Source organism: Alicyclobacillus acidocaldarius subsp. acidocaldarius Tc-4-1, assembly GCF_000219875.1.
Taxonomy (GTDB): domain Bacteria; phylum Bacillota; class Bacilli; order Alicyclobacillales; family Alicyclobacillaceae; genus Alicyclobacillus; species Alicyclobacillus acidocaldarius_A.
In genome coordinates this window covers 388514-413144 of record NC_017167.1, presented here as the reverse complement: position 1 = coordinate 413144, position 24631 = coordinate 388514, and the positions used below count along the sequence as shown (strand labels likewise).

The 24631-nt window shown below is 64.2% G+C and carries 20 protein-coding genes; 9 read left to right on the top strand and 11 right to left on the bottom strand.

All coding sequences use genetic code 11. The annotated features are described in order from the left end of the window. Positions 1-113: 113 nt before the first annotated feature. Positions 114-1466, top strand: a complete 1353-nt coding sequence (locus tag TC41_RS01925; protein ID WP_014462925.1) for an IS1380 family transposase — start codon at positions 114-116, stop codon at positions 1464-1466. Between the two features lie 305 nt (positions 1467-1771). On the opposite strand, the gene TC41_RS01920 is transcribed toward TC41_RS01925, so the two are convergent. The 10 genes from TC41_RS01920 to TC41_RS01875 form a co-directional block, all read right to left on the bottom strand. Continuing rightward, positions 1772-2878 (bottom strand): type II secretion system F family protein, encoded by a 1107-nt coding sequence (locus TC41_RS01920; RefSeq protein ID WP_237700004.1) that lies wholly within the window; start codon positions 2876-2878, stop codon positions 1772-1774. A 149-nt stretch (positions 2879-3027) separates the two neighbouring features. Further along, positions 3028-4692, bottom strand: a complete 1665-nt coding sequence (locus TC41_RS01915; RefSeq protein ID WP_041694899.1) for a GspE/PulE family protein — start codon at positions 4690-4692, stop codon at positions 3028-3030. Positions 4693-4728: 36 nt separating this feature from the next. Further along, entirely contained in the window at positions 4729-5793 is a 1065-nt protein-coding gene (locus TC41_RS01910) for a retropepsin-like aspartic protease (RefSeq protein WP_014463285.1), read from the bottom strand. Between the two features lie 79 nt (positions 5794-5872). After that, positions 5873-6955 (bottom strand): homoserine dehydrogenase, encoded by a 1083-nt coding sequence (locus TC41_RS01905; protein ID WP_041694897.1) that lies wholly within the window; start codon positions 6953-6955, stop codon positions 5873-5875. A 150-nt stretch (positions 6956-7105) separates the two neighbouring features. Continuing rightward, positions 7106-7513, bottom strand: coding sequence for an aspartate 1-decarboxylase (gene panD, locus TC41_RS01900; protein WP_014463283.1), 408 nt, complete (start codon positions 7511-7513; stop codon positions 7106-7108). 117 nt (positions 7514-7630) lie between these two features. Further along, on the bottom strand, positions 7631-8251 hold the full coding sequence (locus TC41_RS01895) for a tetratricopeptide repeat protein (protein WP_041694896.1): 621 nt from the start codon (positions 8249-8251) through the stop codon (positions 7631-7633). Between the two features lie 122 nt (positions 8252-8373). Then, positions 8374-9333, bottom strand: a complete 960-nt coding sequence (locus tag TC41_RS01890) for an MTP-1 family protein (protein WP_014463280.1) — start codon at positions 9331-9333, stop codon at positions 8374-8376. Positions 9334-9642: 309 nt separating this feature from the next. After that, positions 9643-10602 carry a hypothetical protein gene (locus tag TC41_RS01885; RefSeq protein WP_148260100.1) on the bottom strand — a complete coding sequence of 320 codons (960 nt, stop codon included), beginning with the start codon at positions 10600-10602 and terminating at the stop codon, positions 9643-9645. 182 nt (positions 10603-10784) lie between these two features. Continuing rightward, on the bottom strand, positions 10785-12869 hold the full coding sequence (locus TC41_RS01880) for a peptidoglycan D,D-transpeptidase FtsI family protein (RefSeq protein WP_014463278.1): 2085 nt from the start codon (positions 12867-12869) through the stop codon (positions 10785-10787). 60 nt (positions 12870-12929) lie between these two features. Beyond that, positions 12930-14411, bottom strand: a complete 1482-nt coding sequence (locus TC41_RS01875) for a UDP-N-acetylmuramoyl-L-alanyl-D-glutamate--2,6-diaminopimelate ligase (RefSeq protein ID WP_014463277.1) — start codon at positions 14409-14411, stop codon at positions 12930-12932. Positions 14412-14633: 222 nt separating this feature from the next. On the opposite strand from TC41_RS01875, the gene TC41_RS01870 reads away from it, so the two are divergent. From TC41_RS01870 to TC41_RS01840, 7 genes are all read left to right on the top strand, one after another. Then, positions 14634-14915 carry a twin-arginine translocase TatA/TatE family subunit gene (locus TC41_RS01870; protein WP_041694895.1) on the top strand — a complete coding sequence of 94 codons (282 nt, stop codon included), beginning with the start codon at positions 14634-14636 and terminating at the stop codon, positions 14913-14915. Beyond that, on the top strand, positions 14912-15652 hold the full coding sequence (gene tatC, locus TC41_RS01865; RefSeq protein ID WP_014463275.1) for a twin-arginine translocase subunit TatC: 741 nt from the start codon (positions 14912-14914) through the stop codon (positions 15650-15652). The genes TC41_RS01870 and tatC overlap by 4 nt, the downstream gene beginning before the upstream one ends. A gap of 4 nt (positions 15653-15656) precedes the next feature. Beyond that, on the top strand, positions 15657-16781 hold the full coding sequence (locus TC41_RS01860; RefSeq protein ID WP_014463274.1) for a molybdopterin-dependent oxidoreductase: 1125 nt from the start codon (positions 15657-15659) through the stop codon (positions 16779-16781). Positions 16782-16857: 76 nt separating this feature from the next. Then, positions 16858-17499, top strand: coding sequence for a hypothetical protein (locus TC41_RS01855; protein ID WP_041694894.1), 642 nt, complete (start codon positions 16858-16860; stop codon positions 17497-17499). Positions 17500-17563: 64 nt separating this feature from the next. Continuing rightward, entirely contained in the window at positions 17564-18103 is a 540-nt protein-coding gene (locus TC41_RS01850) for an RNA polymerase sigma factor (RefSeq protein WP_014463272.1), read from the top strand. Beyond that, entirely contained in the window at positions 18100-18852 is a 753-nt protein-coding gene (locus TC41_RS01845) for an anti-sigma factor (protein WP_014463271.1), read from the top strand. The genes TC41_RS01850 and TC41_RS01845 overlap by 4 nt, the downstream gene beginning before the upstream one ends. A 170-nt stretch (positions 18853-19022) precedes the next feature. After that, complete coding sequence (locus TC41_RS01840; protein ID WP_014463270.1) at positions 19023-20558, top strand: class I adenylate-forming enzyme family protein; 1536 nt, start codon at positions 19023-19025, stop codon at positions 20556-20558. A 34-nt stretch (positions 20559-20592) separates the two neighbouring features. Here TC41_RS01840 and TC41_RS01835 read toward each other — a convergent pair whose 3' ends face one another. After that, positions 20593-22971, bottom strand: coding sequence for a heavy metal translocating P-type ATPase (locus TC41_RS01835; RefSeq protein WP_014463269.1), 2379 nt, complete (start codon positions 22969-22971; stop codon positions 20593-20595). Between the two features lie 346 nt (positions 22972-23317). Here TC41_RS01835 and TC41_RS01830 point away from each other — a divergent pair, with 346 nt between their 5' ends. After that, a complete protein-coding gene (locus tag TC41_RS01830; protein ID WP_014463268.1) occupies positions 23318-24583 on the top strand; it encodes an MFS transporter in 1266 nt (421 codons plus the stop codon). The last annotated feature ends 48 nt before the right edge of the window (positions 24584-24631 follow it).

The window sequence follows — 24631 nt, the reverse complement described above, 5'->3', positions numbered from 1 at the left end:
CCTCCTGAATCCGTGACGAGTAGGTGCGAAAATTGCTGAAGCGCTCGTGGTTGGTCCTGTAGAATTGAGATAGTTCGGATATCGGCTGTATTCAATCCCTCTTCACCATCGGGGTGAACCACTTGCGTTTCATCATTGAAGAATCCGATGAAGTCATCGTCACGCATTCGGGAATGACCCTTGTCGGCGTGTTGCTTGATAAAACCAGAATCGGCGAGCGGTTGAATCAGACCCGCCTGCCTGGTATGGGCAAACCGGATATTTCAAACCGGGACGTGGCATACTCATACATCGGGCTGCTTTGCCAAGGCAAGACCGACTTCGACCACATCGAAGCGTTTCGAGATGACGAGTTTTTCATGATCGCACTGCAAGTAGACAACGTGCCTTCGAGCCCGACGCTGCGCCAGCGTTTGGACATGGTTGCCGGAAAATCCGGCTGGGAGTCCATTCTCCGGGAAGAGTCCGCAAGGCTCCTGAGAGCCCTCGATGTAACTCTGCATCCGATTGAACTGGGCGTGCCTGCAGAGCGTCGAACTTACATCCCGCTGGATATCGACGTCAGTCCCTTTGATAATTCCGGCACGAAGAAGGAAGGCGTGTCCCGTACATACAAGGGGCACGACGGATATGCTCCCATCTTTGCTTACCTTGGCCAAGAGGGCTACGTGGTCAATGTCCAGTTGCGTGAAGGCAGTACCCACGTACAAAAGGGCACGTCGACTTTCCTGCGGGAGAGTATTCAGTATGCAAGGCAGGTGACGGACCTCCCGCTTCTGGTTCGTCTGGATGCCGGCAATGACAGTGCAGAAAACATCGCCGTGTGTCGCTCCCAGGACAGCAGGGCCGAGTTCATCATCAAGCGCAACTTGCGAAAGGAGAGCCCCGAGGCCTGGCTTGTGATTGCCCAGCGACACGGGACATGTCATGAACCTCGTCCCGGCAAGAAGGTATATCACGGTTCGCTGATGTGTCCCGTCAAGGGTGTATCCGAACCGGTTCGCATGGTGTTCGAAGTTATCGAACGGACCACGACGGCCGACGGCCAAATCTTATTGGTACCGGACATTGAGGTCAGCGCCTACTGGACCTCACTGCCGGATGACCCGGCTGTGATCATTCACCTGTATCACGACCACGCCGTGATGGAACAGTTCCACAGCGAAATCAAGACGGATCTGGACGCCGAGCGGCTGCCCTCGGGTAAATTCGCCACGAACAACTTGGTATTGCACTTTGTATGCGTGGCGTACAATCTGCTGCGAGTGATCGGCCAGGAGAGTCTGAAGCGAAATGATGCGCCGCTACGAAAAAAGGCAGAACGTCGCCGGATCCGGACTGTGATTCAGAACCTGATGACACTGGCTGCGAAGATGGTGCGACACGCCAGACAGACCAAGCTGAAATTGGGGTACGGGAATCGATGGCTCCCGGCATTTCGGCGATTGTACTTGGCCTTTGCGTAACGTGAACTGTGTCGAGCAAAGACACTGCATATGACCTGACATGGAAACCGAACCCAACCATTCACGAGTCCAGGGGGGACATCTGCCTTTTCGCCGCACTGGCTCCAACCGATATTCACAATCCCTAAGAAAATTGAATGTACATCCGTGAAATCGCAGTGAAGGGGCTTGCGAGAACACACATCAGCCTCTTTCCATCGGCCCTGTCACGGATTCAGGGGCACCTATTATACTGGAAGGAAGTGCACTTGTACATGCATTCTAGTTAATTTGGCCACATTTTTCGTAGACACCGGCGCGAGCTGTCACGAGACGCCGTACGACCCGAGGTTGTTGTACAGCGAGAACATGGGTAACAGCACCGACAACGCGATGATGCCCACCACGCCGGACAGCACCGTCGTCAACAACGGCTCGAGCAGTTGCCGGAGTCGCTCCACCATCACCTCCAGCTCGGACTCGTAGAACGTCGCCACGCGTGCCAGCATATCGTCGAGATGGCCTGTGGTCTCGCCGACGCGCACCATCTGCACCATGAGCGGCGTGAACGCGCCTGCCCGCTGCAGGGCTTCGGACAGCGCGCCCCCCTCTCCCAGGGTGTTGCGCGCCTGCCGCAGGCTCATGCGGACATAGTGGTTGCTCACCGCGTCGGCCGCGAGCGACATTGCGGTCAGCGCCGGCAGAGCCGCATGAAACAGCATCGCCAGCGTCCGCGACGCCTGCGCCATGGCCCGATAGCGCATCAGCTTTCCGAAGATGGGAATGTGCAAAAGCAGGCGATCCCGCCAGTATCGGCTTTCGCCATGGCGACTGACGAAAATCCACGCGCCTATCAACAGCACCACCAAGATAAGCGCCACGTACCAGAATCGCTTCACCGCGTCCGCAGAAAACAACACAATGCGCGTCGGAAGCGGCAGCGTCACGTGCATCGAGGCGAACACCGACACAAACGACGGAATCACATTGATCATCAAAAACCCGGCCACTAGCACCGACATCACCGAGACGAGCGCCGGATACATGAGCGCGGACTTGATCTTCGACACGGTCTCGCGCTGGCCCTCCTCGAATCTGGCCGTGGACTCCAGGACTTCCTCGAGGGAACCGCTGGCCTCGCCAGCGCGCACCATCTGGACAAACATCGGCGGGAACACCTTCGGGTACTCCGCCAAGCTCTCCCAAAGCGCGGTTCCGCCCTCGACCTTCGCAGCCACCTCGGCCACCGCCTTCTTCAGCGGCCCCTTTTTGAGTTGCTCCTCCAAGACCTGAAGTGCAGGCACAAGAGGCACGCCGGCCCGAACGAGCGTCGCGAATTGCCGGCAGAAAGGGACGAAATCCTCGGATTTGACCTTCGGCTCGAGAAAGCTCAGTTTGATTTCGCGGTTCCAGAGATCCGACTTTTCACTCATCGCCTTGAGCCCGACCACAAACAGGCCGCGCTCCGCAAGCGCGCGAATGGCGTCCGCCTCCGAATCCGCGCTTCAATCTTCCCCCGCTCACGCCGGTTGGGGCGCGCAATGGCCTCATACCGGTACACGCTCACCTCGTCTCACCCCCTTCACGTCGCAGCCGTCACGCGCAGCACTTCCTGCACCGTCGTCTTGCCTTGCAGCGCCTTTTCCAACCCGTCCTGGAACATTGTCCGCATGCCGCGCTCCTTCGCCGCTCGCAGGTAGTCCTCGGTCGATCTCGACGTCAAAATGAGCCGCGCGATGTCGTCGTCCACTTCCAGCACTTCCTGAACAGCCATGCGGCCCTTGTACCCCGTATTGCCGCAGGCGGCGCAGCCGCGACCCTCGACCAGCCCATCCGCAGAAAAACCGTTTTGCTCGAGAAGCTCCTGCTCCAGCGGAGTCGCCGGGCGCTCATGCTTGCAGCGCGGACACACGAGTCGCACCAGGCGCTGCGCCACCACGCCGATCACGCCGGACGCCATCATATACGCCGGCACGCCCATGTCGATGAGCCGGTTGATGGCACTCGCCGCGTCGTTCGTGTGCAGCGTCGAGAGGACGCGGTGGCCCGTGAGCGCGGCGCGCATGGCGATCTCGGCCGTCTCGTTGTCCCGGATCTCGCCCACCATGATGATGTCGGGATCCTGGCGGAGGATGGCGCGCAGGCCGCGCGCAAACGTGAGCCCAGCGGCCGGGTTGACCTGGACCTGATTCACGCCCTCGAGTTGATACTCGATGGGATCCTCGATGGTGATGACGTTCACTTCCGGCGTCGCCAGCCGCTTCAGCGCGGCGTACAGCGTCGACGTCTTGCCCGATCCCGTCGGCCCAGTGATGAGCACGGCGCCGTAGGGCTTCGTGATCATGCGCTCGAACGCCGCCCGATTCGCAGGCGAAAAGCCGAGCTCGTCCAGGCTGAACGCGCGCTTGGCGAGATCGAACACGCGGAGCACAACCTTCTCGCCGTGCGCGGTAGGCATGGTAGAGACTCGCACGTCGACCTTGCGCCCGCCCTCCGCAAACTCAAACCTCCCGTCCTGCGGCAGCCGCTGTTCCGCGATGTTGAGGCGGGCCAAGATCTTCACGCGCGCCACGAGGCCGCTCTGAAGATTGCGAGGAATCACGCGCTCCGTGCGGAGAAAGCCGTCCACGCGGAAGCGAAGCAACACGCCGTCTGCCTGCGGGTCCAGGTGCACATCGGACGCGCCGGCGTCCGATGCCTCAATGAGGATCTGGTTGAGCGCGCGAACGACGGGCGAGTCGGCGCGGTTCTCGGGTTCAGGCTCCGCGCGCTGCGGCGCGGCTTCAGCCACGGACCTCACCGCCGTCTCGAACACCTCGTTCCCTCGATAGTGGCGCGAGATGGCAGCCTGGATGTCTTGCCGCGTCGCGATGGCAGGCACGATGACGAGGTTGGTCGACCGGCGCAGATCGTCGATGGCGTAGTAGTCGAGCGGATCGGCCATCGCGACGTACAGGCGGTTCCCGCTCTTTCGATACGGAATCAGAACATACGTCTCCGCGAGGCGTTCGGGCATAAGCTTCAACACCTCGGGATCGATCTTCATATTCGCCAGGATGACGTGGGGGATCCCGAGCTGAAACTCGAGGACTTCCACGAGCTGCTGCTCGGTGATGTAGCCGTTGTTGATGAGAATGTCCCCGAGCCGGGCGCCAGTCTCCCGCTGCTCCGCGAGTGCCATCTCCAACTGCTCCGGCGCGAGCATGCCTGACTCCACGAGCAACTCACCCATTCGCTTTCGCGCCAACGCTGTCACCTCCACATGCGCCGCTGGCCGACGTCCTCACTTCATGATGTACAAGGCACTCTGCGTCTGGGAGATCAAGAGATCATACCCATTTTGTTGGAAGAACCCGTATCCCAAAAGCGGAACCCCGGTCCAGCTCGGATCCACGATGCAAGGGATGTCCGGAAAGACGTGACCGCCGATGTTCAGCGTCACCTTGCTCATGTACGCCTCATCCGTCCCGCCGATCCCGCCGACCTCTATGGTGCCGAGATTCGGCAGATGGAGCTGGGCGGCAAGCGACCCGCCGAGAAGCGTTTCATACGCGCCCGTGTCCAACTGGAACGTGATGGATTCATCCCCGCTCGAGGCCTGCAGGAACACGCCGTTTTGATAGAAGCTCACCGGCGTGGAGGCCACGAGATGCTCCGAGCTGAGCGAGGGTGGAGACTGCGAGGCGGGGCCACTGGCGTTGCCCGACGTTCCATTCGTCTTTTGCGCCTGGAACGGCACGGGTACGGTCTGACGCACCACGCCGCCCGACGGCGTCTTCCACGAGACGGTCACATAGACCGTTTCGGCCGTCGAGTCGGTCAATCCGCCCTGCCACGTGCCCGAGCTATCCGTGGTGACGTGGATGGCAGACGCGCCGGAGGACGGTTCCAGTTGGCTGAAGCCTGTACTCGAAATGGTGATGGCCTGCCCCGGCACGGTGTTGTCTCCGTCCACGGTCTCCACGTTCAACACCGCTACGCTGCCCGCCACCGCCTGCGAGGTCTGAATCAAAACTGCGTAGCTATGCTTGACCGGCTGGCTGACCAACTCAAAACCCCCGCCCTTGAGCGGAATGGCACGGACCGACGGGGCGAGCGCCGACCAAGGCACGTACGTCTTCCCGTAATAGATGACCCCCTGCACGTTGCGACCCGTGAGCGCGATGCTGCCGTTGCCTAGATCGACATGCGGCGTGCCAAAGGCGTTGAACGCGGCTTCCTCGACGTACGTATCGTTGCCAACGCGAATGGCGTCGTACAGCTTTCCGTCGATAATCACGCGCACGTGTCCAGGCGCGACTTTGACGTGCGGCACGCTCGAAGACGGGCGCGCCGCGGCCTGCGCCATGGGAGCCGCCAGTGGTGCGCATGCGAGAGCAAACGATGCGAGGCTTGCGAGCCAAGAGCGACGAGAGATCATAGTTCGCCTACCTTCTGGATGAATTCACTCGCCACTCTAATTCGTCCTCGACGCCTGCGTTTCCTGCATGCGACACCTCGACCAGTTGGACCACGTCCTCCAGCACCGCGCTCGCGGTCGGGAGCGCGCCGGCGCCGGGGCCAGTGAGCGTCACGGTGCCCACCACGTCGCCCGTGATGGCGAGTGCATTTTCGACCCCATCGATGCCAAACAGCGGATCGGACGAAGGGAGCGATTCGACGCGGACGAAGGCCTCCACCACGCCGTCCTCACGCCAGCGGGCGGTGGCGACATGCTTCAGCTTCTCCCCGCGCGATCTCGCCCGTAAAACATCGTCCGAGCGAAGGTGCGAAATGCCTTCCCGCGGCGCCGCGAGGTAGGCCGCCGGCCACGCGTTTGCCGGCCGCTTCCCCAACGCCGGAGCGAAGACCTCATTCCTGAGCGGCTCGGTGTCGACGCCGAGCACCTGGAGAAGCACCTGAAGTTTGAAGAACGCGTCGTGGCCTTCCACGTCCGACGTGGGATCGGGTTCGGCGTAGCCGAGCGCCTGCGCTTCGGCGAGCGCGTCCGCGAAGCTCGCGCCCTCGTGCGTCATGCGGGTGAGGATGTAGTTGCTCGTCCCGTTCACGATGCCACGCAGGGCCGTGACGCGATTGACGCGGAAGTAGGTCTGCAGCGTGTGAATGGCGGGCACCCCACCGAGCACGCTCGCCTCGTATCGAAGTGCCACGCCCTGGTCCCGCGCCAGCGCCCGGAGTTCCGGGCCGTGCGCCGCCATGAGCGCCTTGTTCGCGGTCACCACGGGCTTGCCTGCGCGGATGGCCGTGCGGACCACCTCGTGCGCCACGTCGACGCCGCCCATCACCTCAATCACGACATCCACGTCGTCCGCGAGGCAGACGGATCGCCAGTCGTCCGTCAGTTTCTCCCGCGGCACATAGGAAGGCCGCGGGCGCGACAGGTGCTTGACGGCGATGCGCACAGGCTCCACCTGCATGTCCCCAATGACACCGCCGCGATCGCTCAACACGCGGAGCACACCGCTTCCCACCACACCGCAACCGATGAGACCCAGTCGAACGCGTTTCAATCTATCTCTCGCCGCCTTTCCATTGTGAGGAGTGTTTGAGGCGCTTGCCATCCCCATCGGCGGGGAAGGCGCCCCCTGCATCAGGGAGAACGCCGCCGATATAGCAAAAGGGCACCCTTTCGGATGCCCTTCCTGAAAAACGAAGCCGCGTTACACGCGCGCTGTGGCGTGTTCGATGCGCTTGTTCTCCTCGGCCTCGGAGGCGAGGGCCTCGACGGGCCGATTGTCGGCGTCCACCACCACGACGGTCGGGCGGTGACGTCGGACCTCCTCCTCGCTGTAGGTCGCGTACGAAATGATGATGACCAAATCGCCCGGCTCGGCCAGCCTCGCCGCTGCGCCGTTCAAGCCGATCACGCCCGAGCCGCGGTCACCAGGGATCACATACGTCTCAAACCGCGCGCCCGTGTGGATGTTGACCACCTGGACCTTCTCGTTCTCGACGAGATCGGCAGCTTCCATGAGATCTTCATCGATGGTGATGCTGCCGACATAGTGCAGGTTGGTCTGTGTCACGGTGGCGCGGTGGATCTTGGACTTCATCAGCGTGCGAAACATCGAACCCCCTCCATTCCCGCGGGGCTTTCGCAGCAGAGCGGAATCGTCAGACGCCTCCTCCGACATGTTACGCGTTCGCGCGGCGCGAGGCAAGTCGAAATGCGAGGCTCGTCCGCGTCACTTGGACGCCTTCTGCGAGCCGTTCAACTGCGCGAGCGTCGACTGGATATCCGCATAGGCCGTGTCCTTCTTGCTGACGTTCTTCAGGCCCTGTTCCAGCGTCTGCTTCGCGAGGCTGGTCTCCTTGAGCGTGAGATACGCCTGCGCCAGTTGCCAGTAGGCCCATCCGTACGACGGATCCACCTGAATGGACTTCTGGTAGTACGGAATCGCTTCCTTCGGCTGATTCTCGCGCTCGCGGTACATATTGCCGAGCGCCGTCAACGCCAGACCAGACTTGGGATTCGCCTGCACGGCGCGCTTGAAGTACTGAATGGCGAGCGCCGTGTTGCCGTTTGCGGACGCGCTCTGCGCCGCGTTGAGCTGCGCCTCGAAGTTGGACGGCTCCTTGTCCGCAATGGCCGTGAGCCGCTTCAGGTTGGCGCTGCCCACCACACTCGTGGGCGCCACCACGAGGTTGTTGTGCCCCTGCTGGACGACCGTGGTGTTACTCTTCGCCGCGGGGCTTTGCACGGCCGTGTTTGCCGAATTTGTCGTATTGTTGCCTGTGCCGCACCCTACTACCAGGCCCACCATCAGTGCGGCACACCCAGCAGATACAACAAGCTTGCGGTTCATCCAATCTCCTCCCAAGGTCCCGACTTCTTGGCCATTGTACCACATCTGCCGACACACGGCAGGACAACTTGGAGCGAGCCCCTGACAAACTCTGCGCACCTGTGAGGCGCGACGCCGAAGCGTCACGCCTCCATTTCCAGCGCATATCGCACCTGGGCGGCAAACGGATCCGGGATCAACAGGCGCTGCGCTTCGGCGTCCGACACACCGGCGTACAGATGCGCCGTGCCGTCCTCATACCGAACGAGGCCCCCGCTGAACACCACATCGGCGAGCTCCGGCCGTTTCGCATCGCCCAACAGAAAGTCGCTTCGCTCGGCGATGACCCGCACCGGTGTGACAATTTCCTCATCAAGATGCAGGGAAAAACACATCGCCTTGTAATGCAACGATCCGTCCTCTGACCGATACGCGATGTGCCCCAGCACGCCGACCGTGCGCTCGTCCAGGAGCTGCGCCTCGTTGACGCCGCCCCACTCGCCCGGGTGGAAGCGATCCGGCAAACACTCGGCTTTCAGAATCGAGTCGGGCGACAGATCGTCGAGCGAGGACAGGATGGTCCAGCCGATTTGCGCCTGACCGCCGTACCGACTGCCGTTAGGCCGTGTGAACACGCCCACTCGCCCGTCCGGCAATTCGACGAGCCGAATGTCCTTCATCCACTGCGGCCCCACGGCAAAGAGCCGGAGATCGCCCACCGACTTGCCGCGGTAGAACACGGTTCGGTATTCGATCTCGTAGTTGTGGAACGGATTCGTCCAGATCTCGACGCCCCCGAACACCAGCTCACCGTGAATGCGCGCGTGAAACGGATCCTGAAGCCCGCGGAACGTCCGCAACTCTTCAGCCCGCGACCACACGCCGTCTGGAGCCTCGTGAAAAAAGATGACTTCGGAAAACTCACTGTCGCGTGGCTCCACGCGAGCCGGGATGATAGCCCGACCTTCATCGATCAGTGGCGCCGCGATGTTGTACACGTCGCGCCCGTCGACGCCGCGAAAGCGAATCTTCTCAGCTCGGAACACCTGACGATGCTGCCGATACTCCTGTGCAAGCCACTCACATGGCTTCGCGGCACTCATAGATTTCACCGTTGGGCACTCCCTTGATGTAGTACACATTGTATGCAAAGCGACGCCGCCATCGCGCGAGAAATGAGAAGCGCCCACGCCAGCGGCTTGTACGAAAGACGCCTGCGTGCGCGAGAAAGTTTCCCTTTCGCCCGCACGGGCTCGCGCGGCGCGCAATCTTTCGACGCGATCAGCCCCAGCATACTGGCTTTGACCCACGGATTCAAGGGCCCATCGCAGCCGCTTTACCCAAGTCTATCCGCGCAGACGCAAACGGGTTCGCCAGAGTTGTCGCGCCAAGCGAACGACGCGGCCTCCAGATCAAATCGCCCCGTCTTTCAGGGGATGGAAGAGCGCGCGAAACCCCGAGATGAGCGCCCGCTTTGCACCCAGCGGATCGGCGCGATGTAACGCTGCATCCGCACTGGCCACGGCATTCCCGCTCGTAGGCTGAGCGGACGGCGCCGCAGGCGGGCTCGTGGCCAATGCCGCTGCAATGCTGCTCGCGGGCACGATGGCGTTTGAGTCCGCGCCATAGTTCAGACCGCCGACGGCAAACCCCGTCGCCATCGGGATCACTTGGCGCATGGCCTGGACGTCGCGCGCCACCTCGGCCCCAGTGATGGACGGCGTGAACTCGTTCTCCTGCGTCACGGCCCAGACCCCGGCGCCCTGCGCCTCGAGCTGGTTGAGCGCGGCGAGATCGCGCGATGGCGCGTTGTTCGGGTATTCGACGGCGGGCTGGCGCGAAACCATGTACCAGTCCTCCGCCACGTACGCGTCGCCGGGGCCCAGACCCACGCCGAGCGCGTCCATCGGATCCCAGGCGTTCACGGCGGCGCGCATGCCCAAAGCGTGCACCTGCGCGACGGCCCACGCGCGGAGCGCACGCGGAACGCCGTAATTGGCCCCGGCGAGATCGAGGAAGATGCCGCGCACGCCGAGCGCTTTCCATTCGGCGAACTCTTGGGCCAGCTCGGGCATGGGAATGGGGTTCGATCCGTCCGACAGGTTGACGTAACCGTAGAACGAGATGTTTGGACTGGAGGAGACGAGCTGCTCCACCGCTTGCTGATTGGCGTAGCCAGAAGATTCGGAATCTGCACCGAGAACAATGGCTTGGTAGCCTTGGACGTCCGCCGCGGTCTCCGGCGTGACCCAGCCGTAATAGAAGCCCACGGGGACCGGCTGGGCGGAGGCCGCAGCCCATGCAACATAGGGATGCAACAGGAACGAGGCGGTACCCAGGCCGGCGAGATACGTGCGAGCGCGGCGCAGCATGTTCCTTCCTCCCCTTGGCCATCGCGCCGGAATGGCGCAGGCGCAGATGATGAACCACGATGCAGCGAGAAGCATTCGACCGCGTTCTACCCCATTCGACATTCATTTGTGGAATTCGCCGCGCGCGAGGAATCTCCTGCCACTCGTTGACCTGCCTCAACAAAAGGCCAAAACGCCCGCCATCACGGTGACTTCTCCGGGACGAGGTATGCCGGCGAGGAGAACCAGCTCTGCGGGATCCGCGTGCTCGTCCACTGGCTCTTCGGCATCCAGGGCTCGTGGTGCTCGTCGAAATACGCGTCGATCATCTTCCGCGCGATGATGGCTGAAAACTGCGCACCATATCCCCCGCCCGGCGCCATCACGGCGACGGCCACCAAGGGGTGGTTGAGCGGGGCATAACAGATAAACACAGAATTGTCCGTGCGCTTGCCGTTCATCACAATTTGCGCCGTCCCTGTCTTGCCCGCTGCCTCATAGTGTGCCCCAAGGAAGGCGTAGTACGCCGTCCCGGCTGGATTGGACGTGACGCCATGCATGCCCTGCTTGACCAAGTTCCATTCCCACAGCTTGGCCTTCACCACACCCTTCACCTGCGGCTTGTAGGTGAAAATCGGCTTCGCCCCGTTCGTGGGCGTGCCATTCGGCGCGTACACGCGCTCCAACAGGTGCGGTTTCAGCCTGATGCCCTGATCCGCGAGCGTCATCGCGTAGACCGCGAGCTGGATGGGGCTGAACATCTGCGACTGCCCAATGTCCGCGTCGGCAAGGCTGGCGGGCGATCCGTAGTTCACATACTGGCCCGTCTTGCGAATGGAGGCTTCACTCGCCTGCAAATTGTATGGAACCTGGATATTTCCTTTGCGGTAGTCCTCGATGAAGAACTCTCCCGGCACTTCGTACGGCAGATCGATCCCCGTCTTCGTGCCAAGGCCGAAGTCCTCTTCCTCCTGAAAGATCTGATTGATGCCCTTGGCGAAGTCCGTGTCGAGATAATGCTGGTAGGATCCCGCCGAGGGAGGGTACGTCCCGCCGGACGTGTCGCTCGAGCCCAGCCACTTGCCCAAGCGCAGTCCGACTTCGTACATGAACACGTCACTCGACACCGTGAGCGCCTCCACCGGATTGACCCACCCAAACGCCATCCCGCCGTCCTCGTGAATGATCTGCGTTCCCACGTAAATGTAGCCGTTGTCGAGAATGCGCGTCTGCGGATTCACCACGCCCGCGTTCATCGCCGCGATGAGGTTAGCCGGCTTCACCGTCGATCCAGGATAGTTGATGGCCTGAATCGCGTAGTTCATCTGTGCGCCGGACGTCTCGAGGTAGTGCGCATGTTGGACATACGAGCCATTCACGTACCAATTCGGGTCCAGATATGGGTAGCTGGCCATGGCGATCACGCCGCCCGTTCGCACGTTGAGCATCACCGCTGCGACATAGGCGATGTGCTGCCTGGGGGACGAAGCAAGCATTTGCTGAATGATTTCCTGCGTTGCCGCCTGCTCGCGCCCATCCAGCGTGAGCTGGATGTTGTCGCCTCCCACGGGTTTGACCTCTTTCATCACGCCGACTCCTACTCCCGTGCTGTTGATGGCGACGAGGCGATACCCTGGCTTACCCTGAAGCAAGTGTTCGTACTCGTACTCAAGCCCCGTCTCTCCTACCTGCTGATTCTCCAAATAGCCTGGGTACTGCCCCACGTTCTTCGCCGTGATGGCGCCCACGTAGCCGAGCACCTGCCCGGCGAGATCGCCGTATGGATACTGGCGTTCGTAGTCCTGAATGACCTGAATCCCCGGGAGTTCCGCCTCATGTTCCACGACGAACGCCACCTGCGCGTCGCTCACATGCGTGGCCAGGGTCACCTGCAGGGCGGACGCGTTGGACGTCATCTTCTGATACAGGGCGCTCGGAGTGGTTTCGAGAACAGGCGCAAGCAACTGCGCCTCCCGCCGAAGTGTGGCGGTTGGGATCGGGCGAGATCGCACGAGCTCAATCTTGACGACCGGCACATCCCAAGCCAGCACCTGGCCGTTCGCGTCGTAGATCCAGCCGCGCTGAGGCAGAACCGGGATGCGGGCGTAGTGGATGACCTGCTCGCTGGCCCGGTATTCGGCGCCTTGCACGACCTGGACCTCTCCGAGGCGGACAATGAGGGAACTCAGGGCGAGCAAGACGCCCCCGTATAAGACCCCCAGCCGCGCGCGGTGCTGGCGCACAATGTCCGCGCGCCTGACCTGGCGATCCCGTCTCCGACGTCGCATGGCTCTCGCACTCCCTCGGTGTCTTTGAGTCGTTCTTATCGCACGCCTGTAAAATTCGCCTCAAATCGCGCCTGCGCCAGGCCGCCGCCCAAGCGCCTCGCGGACCATGTCTTCATCCGTGCGCTCGAGCCGAAGCGCCCCGATCACCTGAAACGATTCGTGACCGCGCCCGGTGATGAGCACAACATCTCCATCGCTCGCTTCGAGCACTGCTTGCTCGATGGCTTGCGCGCGGTCCAGCACGATGTCACACTGGGCGCCGTAGACCCTCCGCGCCCCGGACAAGATCTCATCGGCGATGCGCGCAGGTTCTTCGGAATACGGATTGTCCGTGGTGATGATGACCTCATCTGCCATAGATGCCGCAATGAACCCCATCTCAGACCGCTTACCCTTATCGCGCTCGCCCCGCCCGCCAAAGACGAGCCACACCCGCCCGCGCGTCCACTGGCGCGCGGTGTTCAGAAGCTGGTACAGCGCATCTGGCGTGTGAGCATAATCCACGACGACTGTCGGACCGCGCTCGGGGCGGATGACATGCATTCGGCCCGGGACACTCGGCAACGTCGAAAGGGCACCTTGGATGGCATCCACCGGCAGACCTAACGCGTGCGCGGCCCCGACAACTGCGAGGAGGTTGTACACGTTGTACACCCCGGGATGCGGAAGAATGCCCTCGAATTCCTCACCGTCCGGAAGCCGAACGGACAACCGAGTGTGCCATCCGTCCGTCTCCACTACGCGCCCCCGGACGTCACCCGAATGCAAACCGTACGTAATGATGGGAGCGGTACAGTTTTCGGCCATGACGTCGGCGTAGGGGTCATCTCGATTCAAAACGGCGCCCAGTTTTTCCGCGGACAGCCCGCTGAAGAGACGGGCCTTTGCAGCCGCATAGTTCTCCATGGAGCCGTGAAAGTCCAAGTGCTCCCTCGTGAGATTCGTGAAGATGGCGAGATCGAAATCCACGTCCGACGTGCGATGCTGAACGATGCCGTGCGACGAAACCTCGATGACCGCATGGGTACATCCCGCGTCGACCATCTCGCGCAACGCGTGGTGAAGCTTGGGCGCCTCCAGCGTCGTCAGTTCCGCCGGCACCGTTCGGAGCCCGGTCTCGTTGCTCACACTGGACAGCATGCCGACGCGCAGGCTTACAGACCGCAACATGTGTGTCAACCAATGGACACACGTCGTCTTGCCGTTCGTCCCTGTGACGCCGACGACCGTGAGACGCCGCGACGGAAAACCGTACGCCCTGTCCGACAGCGCACTCGCGGCCCTCCGCGAGGAAGGCACTTGCACATAGGGAACGCCCGGCGGTATGTCGACCGATGAGGGGTCGTCCTCCCCCACCACGCAGACGGCCCCACGCGCCACCGCCTCGCGGATGAACGCGTGCCCATCCCAGCGCCGGCCGCGAATGGCCACATAGAGGTCCCCCGGCCGTACCTCGCGCGAATCCGTGGCCACGCCTCGAATCCGCCCCTGTTTCCAAAGGTCTTCCCAATGCGTTGTCCCACGCGTCAACGCGACATGCACCTCTCATGACTCGAGCAGGATGGTCTGCGGAGGAAGCATAGGTGTCGTCGTTCAAATTCGGCTTGGAACCTTGGCCTGGCTCGCCAGCCGGATCGACCTCTTCAAAACCGAAGTTGATGTTGATCTCGTATGAAAGACATAGAAGGGCGTGACCTGGTTTCGACACCCGGCTTGGCACGCGATGGCCTCGCCCCATCACGCAGCATGGGAGGAGGATGCGCGATGTTCAGCAACATCGGCTGGTCAGGCGCGCTGCTGATCGTCGTCGCCGCCCTGTTTGTCTTTGGGCCGAAGAAACTCCCCGAACTCGGGCGATCCGTCGGCCACTTCCTGCGCGAATTTCGCACCGCGCTCGGCGATCGCGACGGAGAAGCGTCGGCGACGCCTTCGTCCGCGAAGGGAGCGGCGCCGGACGAGCCTTCCCGCACCTCGAGCGAGCGCCGAGCAATGGAGCAGGCTGCGACGGTCCCCGAATCGCCCGGAGAGCGTGGCGCGCGCCCATGAGCGGCTGGGAAACCCATCTCCGCGCGCTGAGGAGGCTCTTGATTCGAGCAGCCATCGCCTACGCGGTCTTGTTTGCGGCGGCGGTGGCCTGGCTGCCTGTTCTCATCCGCGATGCCATTCGACCCGTGCATCAACTGCACGTTGCCCTTATCGTCACGAGCCTGGACGAGGTCGTCGTGCAAGATCTGAAACTGGCGCTCTCCCTCGCCTTCTTCGCCGCACTGCCCTATTTCACGTACGAGGCGTGGCGATTCGTCGCGCCGGCCTTGACCGCCTCCGAGCGGCGGCTCGTGCGCACGGCGCTGGCGGCGGGGCTCTTGCTGTTTTTAGCAGGCGCCGCGTTCGCCTGGTGGATTGTGGTGCCGCGACTCGTGCGGTACTTGGTCGCCATCGCGGCGTGGTCCCACCTCAGCGTCTACCTGCGCTACGGAAGCTACCTGTCGTTCGTCGGCACCGTGGTGCTGGCGTTTGGCGCCGCGTTTGAGCTGCCCGTCCTTGTCGCTTGCGGCACCGCGATGGGCCTTCTGACGCCGAGCGCGCTGCAGGCGAAGCGCAAGTACGCGTACTTCGCCCTGGTAATCGTCGGCGTCCTCATCAGCCCGCCGGAGCTCATCGCCCATCTCACGGTGACCGTGCCGCTTTTCGCCCTGTACGAGGCGAGCGTCGCCATCGCGTCCGTCATCCAGCGCCGCAAGTCGCGCGAAAAGGCGCAGACCACCGCGCTGTCGGAGGGGTGAGACGATGCCATCCGCGCCGTCCAAGGCCCGGCGCTGGCCGAGGCCCTTACGCTATCTGCATCACTACACCATCGTCTCGTTCGCGCTCCTCGTCGCGAGCGGCCTCGCGCTGTACCTGCCAGCCATCCATCGATTCATGATCCCGTACATTCCGTTGGTCTACCGACTGCACATCCTGCTCGGCCTCGTGTTTGCCGTCACGCTCTTCGTGCCGTTTGTCCGCGTGCTCCCGAAGGGACGGCGAATTTCAAAGTGGGACTGGACCCTCCCCGTCCTGCTCGGCAGCCCCATCGTCGCAACCGGGATGATGCTGTGGTGGGTGTCCGCGTTTCCATCCGGCATGCGCAGCCGCGCGTTCACATGGCACGGCTGGCTCACCGCCTGCCTCGGGACGTGGATCCTCATCCACGCGTTCCTGAAGGTCACCGGCATCCGGCCCCGCTCCCGCCTGTTGTACGAGCGCGTCGACTGGGAGCGGCGGCGGTTCCTCGTGTCGCTCGCCACCGGCGCGCTCGGTGCGCTGGTCCTCACCGTGGTCGATCCGGCCGCCTGGCTTCGCAGCCTGCGAAGCGCGTCAAGAGCCGGATCGTCAGGACCCCCGCCCGGCGTGCAGACCTTCCCGGCGTACTACACGGTGGTCAATGGCTACCCCGAGATCGACGTCGCGCGCTATCGCCTGGTGGTGGACGGCGACGTGGAGCACCCGCTCTCGCTCACGTACGCGGAATTGCGATCGCTTCCGGCCGTGCACGAAACGCAAAACTTCCAGTGCGTCACGGGCTGGAGCGTGCCGAACGTCCGCTGGAAGGGCGTGCACCTGAGCCAGCTCGCCCTGCTCGCCAAGCCGCGTTCCAGCGTGCAGTACGTGCACTTTTACTCCGGCGACGGGGTGTACACGGAGTGCCTGCGACTTGCGGAGGCGTTCGACCCAACCGTGCTTTTGGCGTACGAGATGGACGGCGCGCCTCTCTTGCGTGAACAGGGCTATCCGCTCCGCCTGGTGGTCCCGAAGATGTACGGGTACAAATCCATCAAGTGGGTGGTGCGCGTGAGCTTCTCGGCGGAGCCCATCACGGGCTACTGGGAGCACTTCGGCTATCCCACCGAGGCGTATTTCGGATCTCGCTGAAACCGAAGCGGCGTTGCGCCTCGTATGGACAGGTGAAATGGGCTTGAAGCCCGAAACGAAAGAGGAGGTAGATTTCATGGGTCAGGGGAACTGGAAGCGCGCACTTGGGGCTGCCGCAGCCGTGATGGCGGCGTCGGCCATCGCGGTCTCGCCGGTCTTCGCTGCCGCGAAGGCACCGAAGGCGAGCCACGGAGAGGCGAGCATGAGCCCAGCCGTGGTGATGGCGGGCAAGCTGTACGGCAACATTCCGAACGTGGTGATCCGCGGCGTGCCGGCAGGTAAGGCGCCGTGGGTGGTGGACGGATGGTACCAATTGAAGAGCAACCTGTTCACAGCGAGCGGCAAGTGGCTCATCATTCCGAAGCAGGGCTACATGGAGAACGGCCAACCCGTCCCCGCGAAGATTGGCGGCACCACCAACGGCATTACGGAGGTGGGCGCGGAAATCACCTTCGCCAACGCGGCGCCCATCGTGCTGCCGCCGGTGAAGCTCGACAGCCAGGGCGACTTCTCGTTCCACGACGCCATCCAGTGGCCGAAGGGAGCCGCGCAGCCGGTGGTGCTCATCGGCCCGGAGAAGAACGGCCAACTCCTGGCGTGGTTTGCGGCGTCCGACTTCCTCGCGGATTACGGCCAGGCAACGGGCACCGCACGGATGGACGCGGCGAAGCCCGTGAAGACCACCGTCGCGCACGCCCACACGGCCGGCAGGAAGTGACGCGATCACGCCATCCGCGCCGCCGCGGCACACGCGCCGCGGCGGTGCGCGAGGAGAGAATTGCGTGGTATCTGACGAGGAACTGATGATGCGCGTGGCGGCGGGCGATGCGGACGCGCTCCAAGAACTGTACCAGCGATACGCGCCGCGCGTGACCGCCATCGCGCGCAACATGATACGAGATTCGGATGCGGTCAAAGACGTCGTGCAGGACGTCTTTTTGCGCGTCTGGCGGACGCGATCGTACAATCCCGCGCTGGGGCCGGTCGCCCACTGGCTGGCCGTCGTCACGCGCCACATCGCGGTGGATCAGCTGCGCCGCGCCAAGCCCCACAAGCAGGTCCTCCAGCTCGAGGTGGACCCCCGCGCCCCGTCCGACGCTCCGAGTGACGCTGCACTTCTCCGGGCCGATCTCGCCCGCGCCCTGCGCGCCATCCGGGCGGAGGAGCGCGACGTGCTCGTCCTCGCGTACGTGCACGGCATGACGCTGCGCGAAATCGCCAATCGCCTCCAGATTCCACTCGGGACGGTGAAGACGCGGCTGCACCGAGGGCTTCGGGGGCTTCGACAACAGTTGGCTGAATATCCGGAGGTGGAACCATGAGTCCGTCCCGGCGCCTGTGCCGTTACCTCAGCGCGTACCTGACGGGCGATCTCGACGAGCCCACGCTCGAGGCGTTCGAGCACCACGTGGCCCACTGCAGCGCGTGCCAGCGGGCGCTCGCCGAGGTGATGCCGTCCTGGCAAATGCTCCTCGAGGTCGAACCGGACGAGGCGGATCGCGCGTACGCGGAATCGTGGCAGAAGGACATTCTCTCCCGCGTGCTGGGGCGAGATGTGCCTGCGCGGGCAGGGCGGCGCAGCTGGCGCGTGCGGCCGGAGCGCGTGTACCAGATCTGGGCGTATGCCGCGTCCTTCGCCGCTGCGGCGGCCTCGCTCGCCCTCGCGCTGGTGTGGAAGTCCGCTTCCTCGCCGCAGGGCCCGCCCGCAAATGCCATCGCCAGTGCGGCGAGCACGCCCATCGCCGATGTCGCGATGAAGCCCGTCGCTGGAGAGGCGCGCGGCAGCCTTTACGTGTTCCGCCAAGGAACGTCGCAGCGGCTCGTCCTTGTGGTGGAGGGGCTGAAGCCGGTATCGGCGCCCGGCGCGTACAGCGTGTGGTACGTGCACGGTGACGTGCATCAGCTCGCGGCGACGCTCAGGGTGGATCCGCACGGCGTCGGAATTGCCATGCTCCCGAGCCCGCCGCGGGAAGCGGAGATGGTGGGCATCACGCGGGAGCCGGACGCGAAGGATGTGCGGCCGAAGGGGACGCGCGTGCTCATCGCCAAGCTGCCGAGCAACGCGCTGTGAGGCTTGGCTGCGGGGCTGCCCCCCGCGGTCGTGCCGCTGCGGCTCCCCCGCGTGGCAAGCCGCCGCGCCTTCTCCCGCGTGGTAAGGTACGCCGCCTTGACCTGCCCGATTGAGCCTCCGCGCCTTCCCCCGCGTGCTATACTCGCGGTAGAAAGCGAGGGGGCTATCCTGTGGAACGAATCTTCACCTATCCAGCCATCATCAAAGCCCAGGCGGAGCGCATGGGCGACGCGCCGTACCTCGTCTGGAAGCTCGATGGCGAAGAACCAGCATCCCTCTCCTACCGCGCCTATGCCGACGCGTGCGCCGCGGTGGCGTCGTGGCTCCAGGACGAGGGCATTCGGCCAGGCCATCGCGTCGCGCTCGCGCTTGAGAATTCGCCCGAGATGGTCGTGGCGTACGGGGCCGTCACCTCCATGGGCGCCATCGCCGTGCCCATCAACCCGACGCTGTCCTTGCAGGAGATGGCGTTCATCCTTCAGGACGTCGAAGCAAGCGCCTTCATCGGCCCGCCGGATCGCGCAGAAGCGCTCGCCGCGCACGGCGATGTGGCGAGCGTAGAGCGGTGGCTCACGCCAGATGTGCTGTGGCATCGCGTGGCGTCGGGCGGCGAAGGGGCGCCGCACAATGCGGACGTTCGCCCCGATTCCACGGCCATGATCCTCTACACCTCGGGAACCACGGGCAGGCCGAAAGGCGTCATGCTGAGCCATGAAGGCGTGCTCCGCACCGCGCAGACCGTGTGCGACTACCTCGAGTCGACGGACGGCGAGCGCATCCTGAACCTGCTCCCCATGACGCACTGCTTCTCCATCTGCGTCGAAATTTTGCACGCGCTGCTTGCGGGCGGCACGCTGTTCATCCGATCCGGCACGTTCGCGCCCCGCGCCGTGCTTGGCGAGATCGAGCGGCATCGGGTGACGTTCATCTGCGGCGTGCCGAGCATCTTCATGCTGCTGAACGAGGCCCTGAAGAGGCACCCGGTCGATGTGTCCTCGCTGCGCGTAGGTCTTGTCGGCGGCGCGCCGGTCCCCGTGGAGACCATCCGCGAGTTCGAGGCGCAGACCGGCATCGTCATTGTGGAAGGTTACGGCCAGACCGAGCTGTCCCCGCTCGCGACGCTGCAGCCGCCTCATCCGGACAAGCGCCGGCTGTCGTCCTGCGGCCTGCCGATTCCGGGGACGGAGGTCCGCATCGTCGACGCGGAAGGCCGGGACGTGCCGGTGGGCGAACCCGGCGAGCTTTTGGTGCGCGGATTCAACGTCATGCAGGGGTACTGGCGGCAACCCGAGCGGACGGCCGAGACCATCGAGAAAGACGGCTGGCTGCACACGGGCGACGTGTTCCGCCGGGACGCGGACGGCTATCTGTACGCCGTCGACCGCCTGAAGGACGTGATCATCTACGGGGGGTTCAACATCTATCCGAAAGAGGTGGAGACGGTGCTCTATCGGCACGCGTCGGTGCTGGAAGCGTACGTCGTCGGCGCACCGGACGCGCTGAAGGGCGAGATCCCCGTGGCGTTTGTCCGCATCGACGAATCGGCCGATCCGGCCGCCGTGCAAGCGGAACTCGAGGCGCTCTGCCGCGAGGAGCTCGCGCCGTACAAGCGCCCGCGCCGGTATCACTTTGTGGATGCCTTCCCCAAGACGTCGACCGGCAAGGTGTTGCGGCGGGAGCTCCGGCAGATGGCTGCCGCCATGTGAGCGGAGCGCCGGCCGAAGCCTAAGCCCCCGCCGCCTACTGGCGCAACGGCGAGCCGAGGCGCGTGCGCCGCAAGAGCAGGCTGTTTGACACCACGCTCACTGAGCTTAAGGCCATCGCGGCCCCGGCGATGATGGGGCTCAAAACGCCTAAGGCAGCGAGCGGAATCCCGAGCACGTTGTACACGAGCGCCCAGAACAGGTTCTGCCGGATCTTGCGCATGGTCGCCTTGGCGAGGCGCAGCGCGTCCACCGCGGCCCACACGTCGCCGCGCATCAGCGCCACGTCCGCAACCTCGAGCGCCACATCGGCGCCCGTGCCCATCGCCATGCCCACGTCCGCCGCGGCGAGCGCCGGCGCGTCGTTGATGCCGTCGCCGACCATGGCCACGACGCGCCCGGACTTCCGTAGCGCCTCCACCTTCGCCGCCTTGTCGCCAGGCATGACCTCGGCCATCACGTGCTCAATGCCGAGGCGCGCCGCCACTTCGCGCGCGGTCTCCTCCGCGTCGCCGGTCATCATCCACACGTCCACGCCCATCTCCCGAAGCGCAGCCACCGCCTCGCGCGCGTCCGGCTTCACCTCGTCGGCCATGGCAATGGCACCTATCACCCGATTCCCCTGCGCCACCACCGCGACGGTGCGGCCCGGCCCCGTGAGCTTGCCGCGCACTTCCTCCGGCAGGCCCGGCGCAGCGGAGGACACGAAGCTCGGGCTGCCCACCCGCACGCGCACACCCTCCACCACGCCCTCGATGCCGCGCCCCGGCACGGCCGTCACGTCCTTCGCCGCCGGAATCTCCACGCCGCGCGCCTTCGCCGCCTCGACCACCGCGCGTCCGAGCGGGTGCTCGCTCTGCGCCTCAAGTGCGGCCGCCAACCTCAACACGTCCTCTTCCAGGACGCCCTCGGCTGCCCAGACTTCCGTCACGACGGGCTTCCCCACCGTCAGCGTCCCGGTCTTGTCAAACACGACAGTGTCTACGCGCGCTGCCATCTCCAGGTGCTCGCCGCCCTTCACGAGGATTCCCTGCTCGGCGCCGTGCCCCGTGCCCACCATGATGGCCGTCGGCGTGGCAAGCCCGAGCGAGCACGGGCAGGCAATCACGAGCACTGCAATCGCCGCAAACAGCCCGTGCGACCAGTGCCCCAAGGCGCCCCATACGAGGAACGTGACGAGGGCCACCCCCAGCACGGCCGGGACAAAGACGCCGGAGATGCGATCCGCCAGGCGCTGCACCGGCGCCTTCGATCCTTGAGCGCGCTCCACCAGCCGGATGACCTGGGCCAGCGCCGTGTCCCTCCCCACCTTCGCAACGCGCATCACGAAGGGATTCGCCTGGTTCAGGGACGCGCCCACCACCTCATCGCCCGGGCGCTTGGTCACAGGCAGCGGCTCGCCGGTCAAAAACGACTCGTCGACACTCGTCCATCCTTCCACCACAACGCCGTCCGCAGGCACCCGCTCGCCCGGTTTCACGCGGACGAGATCGCCCACCGCAAGCGCCTCAACCGGCACATCCGCCTCCTCGCCGTCCCGCAGCACGTGCGCCACCTTCGCCCCAATCTTCGCGAGCGACGAGATGGCCGCGCTCGATCTCGCCTTCGCCCGCGCCTCGAGCAGCTTGCCCATGAAGATGAGCGTCACGACCGTGGCGGAGCTATCAAAGTACACGTCCCGGCGCCCCTCCACCGTCAGAACGGCGCTGAACACGTACGCCACCGTGGTGCCGAGCGCCACGAGTACGTCCATGTTGGCCGCGCCGCCGCGCAGCGCGTGGTACGCCCCTTTGTAGAAGCGCCATCCCACGTGGAACTGGACGGGCGTCGCGAGAAGCCAGGCGGCCCAGTTCGGAAGAAACGGGCGCCCGCCCGCGAGCATGACAAACATCTGGACGACGAGCGGCAGCGTGAGCAGGGCGGACAGGGCGAACGTGGCGAGATCGCGCCGATACGCCCGCCGCTTGCGCGCCTCTTCCTCCGCCTCCACCTCGCTCGCAAGCGCCGCGCCGTAGCCCGCCTTCTCCACCGCGCGAATGATATCCTCGACTTCGATCACGCCCGGCACATACGCCACCCGCGCCTTCTCCGACGCAAGGTTGACGCTTACCTCTTTCACCGCGTCCAGGCGCCCGACCACCTTCTCGATCCGCGCCGCGCACGCGGCGCACGTCATGCCGGTGATGCGCAGGTCCACCTCGCGCAGCGGGACCGAGTACCCGGTCTTTTCAATTTTGTCGATCACCTCGGTCCACGGCGTGTTGGAGGTCAGCACCACGCGGGCCCGCTCGGACGCGAGATTCACGTTCGCCTGCTGCACGCCCGGCAGCTTCGCCAGGTTCTTCTCGATCCGCGCCGCACAGGCGGCACACGTCATGCCTTCGATAGGCAACGTCAATTCGCGGGTTTCTGACATGTCCTCACCCCCGCATGTAGACCTAAAATCGCGGCCAGAGAGAAACGGCCGCCAACGCGTCACACTCGCCTTTGCGCGTCTTCGACGTCGCGCGGCAACCGTATACGCAGCACACGAAGTCCTTCCGAAATAACAATACCCCTGTAGGGTATTTGGCGTCAAGGGATCTGGCCACGAGCCGATGTCCTCATGGAAGAGACTGGCACCTCAGCCTATGCGAATCGAGCCCCTGTTTCGCAGGCCACGCTGCACGCCGTTCCATCTGGTTGCGCCGCGCGTAAACAAGCGTTAACTTTAGAATCAGCCCATTGCACGGGCCGATACGTCGCACGCTGGAGCTCTGATCATGCTTTCGCACCGTTTCACGCAGTCCTTACCCAAAGAGACGTACGCGTTTCTCGTCGCGCGACTGTTCAACGCGATGGGGAGCGCTTTCATTTGGCCGCTCACTACCATCTACGTACACAATGTGCTTCACGGCAATTACGCGACCGCAGGCTGGGTGTTGTTCGGCCAGTCGCTCGCGGGCGCCCTTGGCCAATTCGCGGGCGGCGCCATGTATCATCGGCTCGGGCCGATGCGGCTCATCGTCGGGTCGCTGCTTTTGACCGCGCTCGCGCAGTGGAGCCTCATGTTGGCGCATTCACTGCCGCCCTACGCCGCGGCCATCGCGGCGAACAGCTTTCTCATCTCCGCCACCCAGCCTGCGCTGAACGCGTTTGTGGGCAACCGGTGGAAATCGGTCAGCGCGCGGCTCTTCAACACCATGTACGTGATGACGAACATCGGCATCGCCGTCGGCACGGCGCTCGCGGGCGTGATCGCCTCCGTGTCGTTCACGCTCACGTTCTTCCTAAATGGCCTCCTCACGCTGTCGTTTGCGGCGTTCATGTGGCGGTTTCTGCGCAGGCTTGGGACTGAGTCCGAGGATGCCCCCGTCGACGCCATGCCACAAATCAATGCGTCGGCGTGGCAACTCTTTCGAAACTACCGGGTCTATGCACTGCTTGGGGCAGGCATGCTGGCTCTGAGTCTCGCGCTCGCCGCCTGGAACTCCGGCGTGGCGCCGTATCTCAACCAGACCGGACACCGCCCGGACGCGTACAGCGTACTATGGACGGTGAACGGCATGCTGATTCTCGTGGGCCAGCCGGTGATTGGGTGGATCAAGCGCCGCGTGGCCCAGTCCACCGCCCAGCTCGTCTTAAGCAGCGCGCTGTACGCCGCCGCCTTTGCCGGGATGGCCGTCGCGCACCGAGCGTATCCCGCGCTCGTGGCTGGGATGGTGGTGGCGACGTTCGGCGAGATGCTGAACGCCCCCACGGTGCCGGAACTGGTCACGCGCATGACCGGGCCGCATGCGGCGTTTTACCTCGGACTTGTCGGCGCCATCGGCAACGTCGGCAGCCTTCTCGGGCCCGTCCTGTTTGGCCATCTGTTCGATCTCGCCGGCATCTCGCCCATCCTCTGGGTGGCAACAGGGGCAAGTGCGGCGGCCACGGCGGCGTTCGCGGGGTATTCGCGGGTGGTCAGGCGCCTCGGCGACACGCCCGGAGCGCCGAACGGCATGCGCACGCCATCCGCCGATGAAGGGACGCAGTTCACAGGTTGACCCAGAGCACCGACCGCCATCCGCCGGGCCTACCTTCGACAGCCCCAG

Excerpts from the sequence above, each read along its gene's own strand:
- TC41_RS01880 (WP_014463278.1), bottom strand. The coding sequence starts at position 12,869 with ATGCGACGTCGGAGACGGGATCGCCAGGTCAGGCGCGCGGACATTGTG.
- TC41_RS01885 (WP_148260100.1), bottom strand. The coding sequence starts at position 10,602 with ATGCTGCGCCGCGCTCGCACGTATCTCGCCGGCCTGGGTACCGCCTCG.
- TC41_RS01845 (WP_014463271.1), top strand. The coding sequence starts at position 18,100 with ATGAGTCCGTCCCGGCGCCTGTGCCGTTACCTCAGCGCGTACCTGACG.
- TC41_RS01890 (WP_014463280.1), bottom strand. The coding sequence starts at position 9,333 with ATGAGTGCCGCGAAGCCATGTGAGTGGCTTGCACAGGAGTATCGGCAG.
- panD (WP_014463283.1), bottom strand. The coding sequence starts at position 7,513 with ATGTTTCGCACGCTGATGAAGTCCAAGATCCACCGCGCCACCGTGACA.
- TC41_RS01895 (WP_041694896.1), bottom strand. The coding sequence starts at position 8,251 with ATGAACCGCAAGCTTGTTGTATCTGCTGGGTGTGCCGCACTGATGGTG.
- TC41_RS01870 (WP_041694895.1), top strand. The coding sequence starts at position 14,634 with ATGTTCAGCAACATCGGCTGGTCAGGCGCGCTGCTGATCGTCGTCGCC.
- TC41_RS01830 (WP_014463268.1), top strand. The coding sequence starts at position 23,318 with ATGCTTTCGCACCGTTTCACGCAGTCCTTACCCAAAGAGACGTACGCG.
- tatC (WP_014463275.1), top strand. The coding sequence starts at position 14,912 with ATGAGCGGCTGGGAAACCCATCTCCGCGCGCTGAGGAGGCTCTTGATT.
- TC41_RS01855 (WP_041694894.1), top strand. The coding sequence starts at position 16,858 with ATGGGTCAGGGGAACTGGAAGCGCGCACTTGGGGCTGCCGCAGCCGTG.
- TC41_RS01910 (WP_014463285.1), bottom strand. The coding sequence starts at position 5,793 with ATGGCGCAGGCCGCGGCGCGCCCGTCTTCGAGCGTGCCGCACGTCAAA.
- TC41_RS01835 (WP_014463269.1), bottom strand. The coding sequence starts at position 22,971 with ATGTCAGAAACCCGCGAATTGACGTTGCCTATCGAAGGCATGACGTGT.
- TC41_RS01860 (WP_014463274.1), top strand. The coding sequence starts at position 15,657 with ATGCCATCCGCGCCGTCCAAGGCCCGGCGCTGGCCGAGGCCCTTACGC.
- TC41_RS01920 (WP_237700004.1), bottom strand. The coding sequence starts at position 2,878 with ATGAGTGAAAAGTCGGATCTCTGGAACCGCGAAATCAAACTGAGCTTT.